The organism is Tetragenococcus muriaticus DSM 15685 (genome assembly GCF_000423785.1).
Taxonomy (GTDB): Bacteria; Bacillota; Bacilli; order Lactobacillales; family Enterococcaceae; genus Tetragenococcus; species Tetragenococcus muriaticus.
In genome coordinates, this window is the sequence record NZ_AUIQ01000005.1 from 48,705 (window position 1) to 59,992 (window position 11,288).

General features: G+C 36.6%; 11 protein-coding genes. 6 read left to right on the plus strand and 5 right to left on the minus strand.

Annotation, left to right across the window (positions count from 1 at the left end):
• Positions 1-92: 92 nt before the first annotated feature.
• A complete protein-coding gene (locus G577_RS0102130; RefSeq protein ID WP_028789745.1) occupies positions 93-1,007 on the plus strand; it encodes an ROK family protein in 915 nt (304 codons plus the stop codon).
• A 19-nt stretch (positions 1,008-1,026) separates the two neighbouring features.
• Positions 1,027-1,722: a ribulose-phosphate 3-epimerase gene (locus G577_RS0102135; protein WP_227874544.1), complete on the plus strand. Its 696-nt coding sequence runs from the start codon at positions 1,027-1,029 to the stop codon at positions 1,720-1,722.
• A gap of 366 nt (positions 1,723-2,088) precedes the next feature.
• Here the strand turns inward: G577_RS0102135 and G577_RS0102140 are convergent, their stop codons facing one another.
• Entirely contained in the window at positions 2,089-3,012 is a 924-nt protein-coding gene (locus G577_RS0102140; protein WP_028789747.1) for an ABC transporter substrate-binding protein, read from the minus strand.
• Between the two features lie 170 nt (positions 3,013-3,182).
• Between G577_RS0102140 and G577_RS0102145 the strand changes: the two genes are divergently transcribed.
• Genes G577_RS0102145 through G577_RS0102155 form a run of 3 tightly spaced genes read left to right on the plus strand, consistent with a single transcriptional unit; the run spans position 3,183 to position 5,946 of the window.
• Positions 3,183-3,968 carry an ABC transporter ATP-binding protein gene (locus tag G577_RS0102145; RefSeq protein ID WP_028789748.1) on the plus strand — a complete coding sequence of 262 codons (786 nt, stop codon included), beginning with the start codon at positions 3,183-3,185 and terminating at the stop codon, positions 3,966-3,968.
• Between the two features lie 2 nt (positions 3,969-3,970).
• Entirely contained in the window at positions 3,971-4,948 is a 978-nt protein-coding gene (locus G577_RS0102150; RefSeq protein WP_028789749.1) for a FecCD family ABC transporter permease, read from the plus strand.
• Positions 4,945-5,946, plus strand: coding sequence for a FecCD family ABC transporter permease (locus G577_RS0102155; RefSeq protein ID WP_028789750.1), 1,002 nt, complete (start codon positions 4,945-4,947; stop codon positions 5,944-5,946). Before G577_RS0102150 ends, G577_RS0102155 begins: the two co-directional genes overlap by 4 nt.
• 40 nt (positions 5,947-5,986) lie before the next feature.
• On the opposite strand, the gene G577_RS0102160 is transcribed toward G577_RS0102155, so the two are convergent.
• The 3 genes from G577_RS0102160 to G577_RS0102170 all read right to left on the minus strand — a co-directional run bounded on the left by G577_RS0102160 (position 5,987) and on the right by G577_RS0102170 (position 9,015).
• Positions 5,987-7,348, minus strand: a complete 1,362-nt coding sequence (locus G577_RS0102160) for an MFS transporter (protein WP_028789751.1) — start codon at positions 7,346-7,348, stop codon at positions 5,987-5,989.
• 156 nt (positions 7,349-7,504) lie between these two features.
• Complete coding sequence (locus G577_RS0102165; RefSeq protein WP_028789752.1) at positions 7,505-8,014, minus strand: phosphatidylglycerophosphatase A family protein; 510 nt, start codon at positions 8,012-8,014, stop codon at positions 7,505-7,507.
• A gap of 20 nt (positions 8,015-8,034) precedes the next feature.
• Positions 8,035-9,015, minus strand: coding sequence for an NAD(P)/FAD-dependent oxidoreductase (locus G577_RS0102170; RefSeq protein WP_028789753.1), 981 nt, complete (start codon positions 9,013-9,015; stop codon positions 8,035-8,037).
• A 136-nt stretch (positions 9,016-9,151) separates the two neighbouring features.
• On the opposite strand from G577_RS0102170, the gene G577_RS0102175 reads away from it, so the two are divergent.
• Complete coding sequence (locus G577_RS0102175) at positions 9,152-9,739, plus strand: peptidylprolyl isomerase (protein ID WP_028789754.1); 588 nt, start codon at positions 9,152-9,154, stop codon at positions 9,737-9,739.
• Positions 9,740-9,796: 57 nt separating this feature from the next.
• On the opposite strand, the gene G577_RS0102180 is transcribed toward G577_RS0102175, so the two are convergent.
• Positions 9,797-10,960: a MalY/PatB family protein gene (locus tag G577_RS0102180; RefSeq protein ID WP_028789755.1), complete on the minus strand. Its 1,164-nt coding sequence runs from the start codon at positions 10,958-10,960 to the stop codon at positions 9,797-9,799.
• Between the last annotated feature and the right edge of the window lie 328 nt (positions 10,961-11,288).

An 11,288-nucleotide genomic window follows, 5' to 3' on the forward strand; every position in this document is an offset into this window, starting at 1 on the left:
TCTATTACAATAAAAGAAATGAGACTGTTTATGTTTTAGTTGGTAAAATGAAGTGATTCGTTCAAACGGTACGAAATGTAGGAGAGGATAAATTGCATTATTATGTAGGCGTTGATATTGGTGGTAGTTCAATTAAGATAGGATTGTTGGATGAATCAGGTGTTATCCAAGACAAAGAAAGTTTTTCTACGCCTAAAGATAAAACAACGATTTTAGATGATATTGCGCAAACTATTGGTAATTATCAACAAAAGTATGAGATAGAAGCTGTCGGTCTTTCTGTACCTGGCATAGTAGAAGAAAATGGTTATTTGACGACAGCTGGCGCTATTAAGGCCCTTTATGGCATTAATATTAAAGAAGAGATTGGGAAACGAACGGATTTGTTCGTTCATGTGGAAAATGACGCCAATGCAGCTTCGATTGCGGAAAAATGGGGCGGAGTGGCTCAGGACGTTGCCAATTATATTAGTTTAGTTATCGGAACAGGGATTGGTGGGTGCTTAGTTGTAAATAATGAAATTTATCGGGGCGCACATGCTCGTTCTGGTGAATTCGGCTGGATGCTTTTAGATGATAATCAAGATGATTTGAATTTGAGTACGATGAATCTTCAAGCAGCTACAGTCGGCGGTTTATTAAGGATTTATAATTTAAAATCAGGAGAAAAGATAAACGATGCGCGTGTCATTTATAAGCGAGCAGAAGATGGAGAATACTTAGCTCAAACCGTATTAGCAAAATTCCATCGAAAGTTAGCACAGGGAATTTTAAATGTTGCTGTTTCTTTTGACCCTGAACTTGTCGTTGTTGGGGGCGGGATTAGTGCGAATAAAACATTTTTAAATGATTTACAACTAGCTTACCAACAATTACAAGAAGAGCACAGCGCACTTGTCGACATGGGTTTTCCGAAAATTGTTCCTGCTCAATTTGGTAATGACGCAGGGATCATTGGTGCTGTTTATAGTTTGAAAATAACTTTAGCTAAAAAAGCAAATAACTAGAGGGCATTTATTAAAGGAGATGAAAAAATCTTTGGAAAAGATCGCTGCTTCTATTATGTGTGCAGATATGTTAAATGTACAAACGGAGTTAGAACGTTTGGAAAAAACAGACTGTGACTTACTACATTTAGATGTGATGGATGGCGTATTTGTTGACAATTTAGCTTTAGGTCCCGAATGGATGGCAAGTGTAAAAAAGCAAACGTCTTTGCCGTTTGATATTCATTTAGCGACTGAAATGCCGGAAAAATACGTGGAAATGTTTCGCTTTTTAAAACCAGAAACGATTTCCTTTCATATTGAAGCTGCTGCTAACCCAATTCTTTTAATCCATCGTTTGAAAAATTATGGGATTAAACCTTCACTGGCGTTAAATCCAGCAACGCCAATAGAAGATATTTTGCCTTATCTTGCCGAAGTGGATCAGATTTTACTCATGACTGTTCCTACTGGATTTGCTGGACAGGCTTTTCGTAAAGAAACGTTGGAAAAATTGTGTGAATTAAAAAATATTTTAGCTCAAAGAAACTTGCATCCGTTAATTGAAGTAGACGGCAATATTAATACACAAACCATTTCTTGGATGAAAGAAGTTATGCCGGATATCTTTGTGCTGGGCACATCGGCCTTATTTCAAGGCGGGGATGCTAATAGTTATCAGGAGCGTATTCGAACAGTTCGACAAGCGGTTAACGCTTATAAATCAGATTTTTAATATAAGTGTGTTTTAAAAAGTTATAAGCACATAAGAAGACAAAAGTAGTGGGATTAAAGGACTATAAGCCCATGGGAATGCAAAAACAATGTGCTTAGCTACCTTTAAGCTCGTTAGTTTCGAAAACTTATGTGGTTAAACTAACGTTTGATCGAGATTTCTACTAAATAAGCACATAAGAAGACAAAAGTAGTGGGATAAAGGATCTATAACCCCATAGAAACGCAAAACTAACGTGCTTAATTTCTCTTTAGCACACTAGTCTTCAAAGCTTACGTGCTTAATCTAATTTTTTTTAAGGCAAAAATGAAAGAATTTATATATTAATAAAAAACCATTGATGTAATATGCATCAATGGTTTTAAACTATTGTATTGCTTCTTTGATATCTTCGAGCATTTGGGCATAAGCAATCGGTCCATTGTATAACCAGCTACTTTCTGGGCCAAGTTCAAACAATTGTTCATTTTTTACAGCAGGGATATTTTCCCATAAGGGATCATCAAACATATCGGCTGCTTCATCACTATTCACTAAAAAAAGATAGTCGGCGTCTAAGTCGGTGAGGCTTTCTAATGAGACTTGCGACCAATCTGCTGTGGCATCTTCTGAAATTTCTTGAGTTAAATTGGGAACTTCAAAACCCAAATCCTCATATAATAAACGTCCACTCGAGCGATCTTCAGAGACCATGAAGACAGAATTATTGGTTACCCAAATCACCGCTGCTGATTTTTGAGCAATGTCCTCTTGTAATTCTTCTTTTGTTTTTTCAACGGTATTTTGGTACTCTTTTTCAACACTTTGTGCTTGTTCTTGTTTATCAAATACTTGCCCGATGTCTTCAAGTCTTTCTTCCCAAGAAACATCTACCCCATTTTCAACGACATAGGTGGGTGCTATTTTTTCATATTCTTCATATTTGCCATCTTCAACCATAGCGTTAGATTCAATAAGTAATAAGTCAGGCTCATAATTTAAAACATCTTCATAAGGCAAGTCAAAATTAATTAGTGGCGTTTCTTCTAGCTCTTCTTGCAAATAATCTTGCACTTCGCCTTCTCCTACTGTCCATTGTGCTACAGGTTTTTCATCTAGAGCTATTAAATAATCTTCTAAGTAAGGAGCAATGATTCTTTGTGGGTTTTCAGGGACAGCTACACTATGATTTTGTGCGTCGGACAGTGTGCGGGTATTTGTCGTTAGCTCTTCTGAGTTCGAACTTTCACAAGCGCTTAAAACAACAAGGCTTAGACATCCGAGTGCGCCCGTTAGGAATTTATTTGTCATATGAATCTCCTTATGCTAGTTGATAACCATTCTCAATTAAATTATTACAAAAGGAATGATAGAAGTCAATACATGTTTGAAACTTAACAAAGTTTTCGACAAGAGGTTGACGCTGATCAAAGAAAAAGGGATAATTGAGAATGATTATCATTAAGAAAGGAATAAATGCTATGGCACAATTAGCGACAAAGCATCTTTCGTGCGGGTATGAAAAAAAGAATGTTTTAAATAACTTAACACTTGAAATTCCTGAGAATAAAATCACAAGTTTGATCGGTCCAAACGGTAGCGGAAAAACAACGTTACTAAAGACTTTAGCACGAATGTTATCACCTAAAAGTGGAAGCGTTCAATTAAATGGTAAAGATATTCATCACTTAAATACAAAATATGTAGCGCAAAAAATCGCTGTTTTAGCGCAAAAAAATAATCAAGTGGAAGGGTTAAATGTCGAAGAAATTGTTAGCTATGGACGCTTCCCATATCAAAAGGGATTTGCTAGCTTACAAAAGGAAGATTATAAATGGGTTCAGTGGGCTTTGGAAGTTACTGGATTGCTAGATTTAAAACAACGAAACCTGCACTCTTTATCGGGTGGACAGCAGCAACGTGTATGGCTTGCCATGGCGTTGGCACAAGATACTGAAATTTTACTTTTAGATGAACCTATTTCTTTTTTAGATCCAGCTCATCAATTAGAAATTCTTTATCTATTAGAAGAAATTAACCGACAAGGAAAAACGATTTTAATGACAATTCATGATCTAAATCATGCGGCTCAATTTTCTGACTATATTTTGGGAATAAAACAAAGTGAACCTTTATTAATGGGAACACCTGAAGAAGTATTTACTCCTAAACATCTTTTTGAATTATTCGATATTCAGCCAGAAGTTATCTTTTCGGAAAAAAACCATAAGCCCGTCATTATTTCTTATGATTTAGCGAGGAATTGAGTATGAAGAAAAAAATATTTTTTCTTTTTATCGTTGTTTTATTAGTATTAGCTTCTGTCAGTTCATTAAGGTATGGGGCTAGTGATAATTCTTGGCGCGAAATTTATCATGCATTACTGCAATTGGGTGGGAACAATCAAACTCAGCAATTGATTTATTATTTACGTCTGCCACGAACAATTGCAAGCTTATTTATCGGTGCTGCTTTTGCTGTTTCAGGGGCATTAATGCAAGGAATTACGCATAACCCGCTAGCCGACTCTGGACTTTTGGGCATTAACGCAGGTGCTGGGTTAGGTCTGGCTTTAGTTTTTGCTTTTACAAACCCCACGCCAGCGATGACGATGTTTGCTTCATTTACTGGAGCAGCAATAGCATTAGCTATTATTTATATTGCTTCTAGTCGCATAATTTTTGTTCGTTCTTCTATACATATGGTGTTATTAGGAGCCGCTATTGGGTCTTTTTTTACCGCTTTGAGCCAAAGTATTCGTCTGTTGTTTAATCTTAATCAGGAGATCACCTTTTGGTTTGTGGGTGGTAGCGCCAATGTTACTTGGCCGCAGATTCAAATCGCTGTTCCAGTGATGACTTTAGGTATTATGGGGGCTTGGTTATTGCGTAATCAAATAACTTTATTGAGTATAGGCGATGAAGCTGCTATTTCTTTGGGGAAAAATCCCCAACGGATTCGTCAGCTGAGTATGTTTTGTGTCTTACTTCTGGCAGGAACAGCAGTTTCTTTAGTAGGAGCGATTAGTTTCTTGGGTTTGATTATTCCACATATTGTGCGTTTTTTTGTAGGACATGATTATCGTTGGGTGATTCCAGCTACTGTTTTATTTGGGGCTTTCTTTTTTGTTGTTGCAGACGTGCTCTCTCGTTTGATTGCTCCCCCTTTAGAAACTCCAGTGGGTGTTATTGTCACTTTAATAGGTGTTCCGTTGCTTTTATTACAAATTAGAAGGGGGAATATATGAGAACAAAGGTGTGGGCATTACTTATTTTTTTCCTTATTGCGGGTATGGTACTAAGCTTAACAATAGGAGCAAATTCTTTATCAATAGAAGAAATCGGAACAATTATTATTGGAAGAGGCTCGCCGACTCAACAGTTACTTGTCTTTCATTTCCGCTTTCCTCGTACGTTGATTGCTATTTTGGCTGGTACTGGTTTAGCTATTTCAGGCTATTTGTTTCAAGCAGTTACGCATAACGATCTGGCCGAACCAGGTATTTTAGGGATTAACGCTGGCGCTGGTTTGACGGTTTTACTTTACCTTGGTTTTTTTACAACAGAATCCTCCAATAGCTTATTACCATTCATCGCTTCTAGCGGGAGCTTTTTAGCAGCTTTTTTGGTTTATTTTTGTGGAAAACACGAGCAAAAATTTGTCCCCAACCGACTATTACTATCTGGAGTGGCAGTTAACGCAGGTCTTTCGGCATTGACACTAATTAGTACGGTTAACGTATCCCAAGATAGTTATCGCTTCGTGACCACTTGGCTATCTGGGACTATTTGGGGCACGACTTGGCAACATGTCCTTATGATTTTACCTTTTTTATGCTTTTTCCTTCCACTTGTTTTATGGCAAGGAAAAAGTTTAGAAGTTATGTCACTTGGCGATGAAGAAGCGATCAGTTTAGGCTTGCCGCTTAAAAAAGTACAACTTTTTTTCTTAATAATCGCTATTATTTTAGCTGCAATAAGCGTAGCGGTGGTTGGGAGTATTAGTTTTCTTGGCTTGATTGCTCCACATTTAGCGAAAAATATTATTCATCGGCAAAAGAGTCAATCGTTGCTCATGGCCGCTTTTTTTGGTGCTTTACTTTTATTATATAGTGATATTTTAGGACGCGTGATCTTAAGTAATGGAGAAATGGCAGCAGGAATTATTGTAGCGATTGTGGGAGCCCCCTATTTTATTTTCCGTCTGTTAAAAACAAATCAGGGGCTTTCAAATAACGTAAAATAAAAAGCGATGCCTTATGAAATTTCATAAAGCATCGCTTATATTATTTACGTGTTCGGAAATGGCGTAAGCAAGCAATCATAATAAGAATAAGTAAAACGAGCAAAATAACCATCGCAACTTGTGAACCCAAAGTGGTCCCTGTTAAGTAATTATCGCTGCTTTCTTGAAAAAGGTTGATTACGCTAGCTACAATTGCGGTAGCTGCTGCCCCAGAAAATTGTTGTAAAGTGTTAAAAAGCGTGTTTCCATCGCCGTATTCTTCTTGAGACAAAAGATTCATCCCGCTTGTCATCATGTTACTATAGGAAAAACCAATACCAAACATATAAAAAACATGTCCTGCGACTAAACTAAGTAAATAAGGCTGATTTAATAAAATGGTTAATGCTAGCCAACCAATGGCTGCCAAGGTTAGTCCTAATAAGATAGGCCTTTTAGCGCCATATTTGTCTAATACTCGACCTGAAATCGGCGCAAGAATCGCACCAATCGCAGCTCCTGGTAGCATAAGCAGCCCAGCTACAAATGCATTTTGGCCGGCGACAATTTGTACAAAGTTAGGTAATATAAATGAAATCCCTAAAAGTAAAAATTGACAAACGAGAAAACCACATAAAAATAGGACGAAAACCTTGTTTTTGAGTACGCCAATATTGACTAAAGGTTCTTTTGCTTTAGCAGCTTGGTGTAAGAAGATAAATAAACCAATAATACCGATGAGTAATGGAAGAAGACTTTTAAGTGTTCCTATTTGATTTAAAAATACTAACAAGCCGCTAAATAACAATCCAATACCCAAAAGTCCAATGATATCAAGCGCACTGCTTTTTGCTATTTTTATGGAAGGAATAGCATACAATCCAAGCGCCAGAGAAAGACATAAAATAGGAATTAAAAATAAAAAGATATAATGCCAAGAAAGGATTGATGTCAACATGCCTCCATAAGTTGGACCAATCGCAGGTGCAATGGACGTGGTAAGTGTGCCAAGTCCCATCATACCGCCCCGTTTTGCCAATGGGGTAAAAGTTAAAATAATATGAAACATCAAAGGCAAAGCGATTCCTGTACTAATACCTTGTAAGAAACGTCCCAAAAGTAATATGAAAAATGTGGGAGAAATAAAATCAATAATAAGTCCACCGATGAAAAAAAGATTGGCAATGATAAATAAACTGCGGATAGAAAAATTTTTTATTAAATAGTTCGAAAAAGGAACCATAATTGAAATAACTAATAAATAGATAGTCGTTACCCATTGAACGGTTGAAGTAGAAATATGAAATTCTGTAATAAGAGTAGGAAAAGTCACGTTCATCGCTGTTTCAATTAATACTCCAGAAAATGACATAATTCCTGCGGCTAAAACAGCCGGTAAGAGATGAAGTTTGGTTTTTTCCATTATTGTCCTCCTTTAATAAACTTCATTAAAAAAGAGACTGCTTCTAAATCAATAGAAACCGCCTCTTTTTCGACACATATTTATAACGTGTTATCTGTACGATTCATTCATAAAAATATTGTAGAATGCTTTTTTTAATTGGTCAAGTCCAACTTTTTAACCTGTTAGACCATCTGCTTTATCTGGATATTGATGAGCTAGACGACTAGCACCAGAAGCAGCAATCGCTCCAACGATATCATCTAAAAAGGTATGAACGCGTGGTCCATTATGATCGTTTAACATTTGTAAAATCCCTGGTTTAACTTTATCAATATAGCCGTAATTGGTAAAACCAATAGACCCATAGACATTGATAATGGATAAAGCTAATATTTCATCGATCCCATAGAGTCCTTCATCTTTAGCGACAATATCTTGTAACGGTTGAAGAAGTTGGTCTTCTTCTGCTAGGACATCTAATTGAATACCAGTTAAAATGGTGTTGTGAACTTCTCTTTTTGATAGGACGGAATCAACGCTTTCGATACAGTCCTCTAAAGTTAATCCTGGAATGTAATCCTTTTGTAAATACATGACGAGTTTAGCAATATCTACGACAGAAACTCCCCGTTCTTTTAATAATCCGCGTGCTTTTTCTTCTAACGTTTTTGTTTCTAATACCAAATTTGAACCTCCCTAGTTAATTACGTTTGTTGAAAGAGACTAGTTGAATGCATAGGTTGTGTTCGATTTTTTGGATCAATATAATGAAGGGCGTTATTTACCGCAGTAGGTGCTTCTCCAAAACCTGTAGCAATAAGATCAACTTTGCCGTTATACTGGGTAATATCACCACAACAATAGACCCCATCTTTTGAACTTTTCATATCAGATTGCACAAAGATACCTTGTCGACTACTATTAATTTGCCAGTCTTTTAAATTTAAATTGGTGGTAAAGCCATAATTTACAATAAGATAGTCCACATTTAAATCGGCTGTTTCTTCACTTTTGGCAACTTGCAAATGCAAAGATTCTAAACTTTGATCTCCTGAGACGCCTCGAATCATATAAGGCGTTAAGATTTGGACAGAAGAATTTTTCAATTGTTCGATGCTGTGTTCATGTGCCCGAAAATTGGATCGCCGGTGAATTAAAGAGACTTCTTTTGCAATTGGTTCTAACATTAACGCCCAATCGACGGCTGAATCTCCACCTCCAGCTACCGCAACTTTCTTTCCAGCGTACTTCATAAGGTCAGAAATAAAATAATCGATGCCGTTGTTTTCGAAAGCCTCTGCCTGCTCTAGGCGGAGTTTTCGAGGTTGAAACGAGCCATTCCCTAAAGCTAAAATCACAGCTTTTGAATAGTGAGTCTGTTGGTTTGTAATAATTTCAATAAGGTCATCTTGGTAATCAAGCTTTATAACTTCTTCTTCTAAACAATACCGATGATTAAACATAGTGAGCTGTTTTTCTAAATTTTGTGCCAATTCGTCTGCTTTAACTTTAGGAAAACCCGGAATATCATAAATATATTTTTCTGGATATAAAGTGGCTAATTGTCCACCTAATTGTGGTAAGGTATCAATGATTTTTGTTTTCGCGTTACGCATACCGGCATAAAAAGCAGCAAACATTCCCACAGGACCAGCACCTACAATTGTGATATCATATACATTCATTTTGCGGCTCCTTCATCTAGACTTACTGGATTTTTTATCGCAGTTAAATCTATTATAACAAAGAAATGTGTGTATGGCATTTTTATTATAATCTGCTATGATAAAAAAATAAGAAAATTTTAGAGGAGGGAACGTTTTGTCTGAATTTCCACAATTGAATTTAAAAAATGAGCAAGGGACACAAGCAGTGATCCAAACTAACTATGGGGCCATTAACTTGCAACTTTTTGACGAAAAAGCGCCTAAAACGGTGAAAAATTTTGTCGAATTAGCTAAACAACAATATTATGATGAGGTCATTTTTCATCGTGTGATTCCCAATTTTATGATACAGGGCGGAGACCCTACAGGTACGGGGACTGGTGGGAAAAGCATCTATGGGGATACCTTTACGGATGAATTTAGCGCGGAATTATTTAACCTACGAGGAGCTTTGTCTATGGCAAATGCGGGCCCGGATACAAATGGTAGTCAATTTTTTATTGTTACCAATCACAATTTACCAGTGAATATGCAAGCACAAATGCAAGAGGCTGGGTATCCTGATGAAATTATTACAGCATATACAAATGGCGGCGCGCCTTGGCTTGATTTTCGTCATACTGTTTTTGGACAGGTCATTGCTGGGTGGAACGTGTTAAATACAATCGAAAATGTTTCAACCACAGATCAAGATCAACCAGTAAATAATGTTGTTATTCATACGATTGACATAAAAGAATAAAAATTAGACGTATAACCAACCCATCTTATGGTGAATGTTATACGTCTTTTAACTTCATCATTGAAAAGCTTTTGCAATTCTTTGTAGTCCTTCTTTTAGTGTATCTCGTGGACAAGCAATATTAATACGCATATGTTGTGTGCCTTTTTCTCCATAGGAAATACCAGGGTTTAGTACTACTTTTGCTTCTTGTATGAGTTTATCTTCTAACTGTTTATCGGAGAGATGATAGGCAGAAAAATCAAGCCACATCAGATAAGTCGCTTCTGGCTTGCGGACTTTTATATTCGGAAGTTCTTTTTGGAAAAAATTATATGCATAGTTAATATTTTCTTTTAAATATTCCAACAGTTCATCTAACCACTCTTTTCCTCCTTTATAAGCCGCTTGGGTTCCGATGATACCAAACGTATTGATATCATTTTGATGATTTTGTTTTTGAACTTTTTCAAACGCTTGTTTTAACTCAGAATTTTTAATAAAAACCATCGAATTTTTAATTCCTGCTAAGTTAAATGTTTTAGTTGCAGCTGTTAATACAATAGAAAAGTCCTTAAATGAAGGATCAGCATTTTGAAAAGTTGTAAATGTTTCAGGTTGATAAACAATATCTTGATGGATTTCATCGCTGACGATGGTCACATGATATTTTTTACAAAGGTTACCAATATGTTGAAGTTCTTCTTTACTCCATACTCGGCCTCCTGGATTATGCGGATTACATAGGATAAAGAGTTTCACATTTTCTTCTTGAATCAAACGTTCCATTTCCGCAAAATTCATAACAAATTTATCATCAGTATATAATTGACTGCGAACAACCTTACGATGATTTTCTTTGACAACTTGAGCAAAAGGCGGATAAACAGGATCATGAATTAATACGGCGTCTCCTGGATTCGTATAAGCTTGCACACTTAAAGCAATACTAGGGACCACACCGCTATTTAGTAAGATTTCTTCTTTTTTTACATCGAAGTGATGACGCTGTTTTTGCCAGGAAATAATGGCATCATATAAAGAATCTGGGGTAATTGTATAACCAAAAACACCTTGATTTAAAAAATTTTGAAAAGCAGTTTGAACGGCTTCTGGTGCTTGAAAATCCATATCGGCGACCCACATTGGTAATAGACCTTTGCTATGATAGGTAGCTTCTAAGGTATCCCATTTAACACTGTGTGTTTGTCTACGGTCGATTATTTGATCAAATTGGTTCATACTTTTTCCTCCTCGTAAAATATATTTATAAGCATCATCTCTGATGCAAACATTCTGGTTCTTTGAAAATAAAATAAATAACATTCATCAATAAAAGCTTTAAGCAACACAATGTTTCCCTTTTGTTAAAGCGAGCTTTGCTCGCCAAGGCAAGGAGCGGAGCTCCGCGCAGCTCGTGATTCTTGAACGAGCGGAGGGCGTTTGGGATCTTGTTTCGATATTGTGTGGTTCCTGAGATATAATAGTCAGTGGAAAGGATCCACATGGGATTGTGCTATTTCCTCCTGTAGTTCTGTCTACGCGTTTAAGCATGCAACCCAGACCGTTG

What these genes read in the sequence shown, in the direction of transcription:
- G577_RS0102135 (WP_227874544.1), top strand. Translation starts at nt 1,027, where the DNA reads ATGAAAAAATCTTTGGAAAAGATCGCTGCTTCTATTATGTGTGCAGAT.
- G577_RS0102140 (WP_028789747.1), bottom strand. Translation starts at nt 3,012, where the DNA reads ATGACAAATAAATTCCTAACGGGCGCACTCGGATGTCTAAGCCTTGTT.
- G577_RS0102145 (WP_028789748.1), top strand. Translation starts at nt 3,183, where the DNA reads ATGGCACAATTAGCGACAAAGCATCTTTCGTGCGGGTATGAAAAAAAG.
- G577_RS0102150 (WP_028789749.1), top strand. Translation starts at nt 3,971, where the DNA reads ATGAAGAAAAAAATATTTTTTCTTTTTATCGTTGTTTTATTAGTATTA.
- G577_RS0102155 (WP_028789750.1), top strand. Translation starts at nt 4,945, where the DNA reads ATGAGAACAAAGGTGTGGGCATTACTTATTTTTTTCCTTATTGCGGGT.
- G577_RS0102160 (WP_028789751.1), bottom strand. Translation starts at nt 7,348, where the DNA reads ATGGAAAAAACCAAACTTCATCTCTTACCGGCTGTTTTAGCCGCAGGA.
- G577_RS0102170 (WP_028789753.1), bottom strand. Translation starts at nt 9,015, where the DNA reads ATGAATGTATATGATATCACAATTGTAGGTGCTGGTCCTGTGGGAATG.
- G577_RS0102180 (WP_028789755.1), bottom strand. Translation starts at nt 10,960, where the DNA reads ATGAACCAATTTGATCAAATAATCGACCGTAGACAAACACACAGTGTT.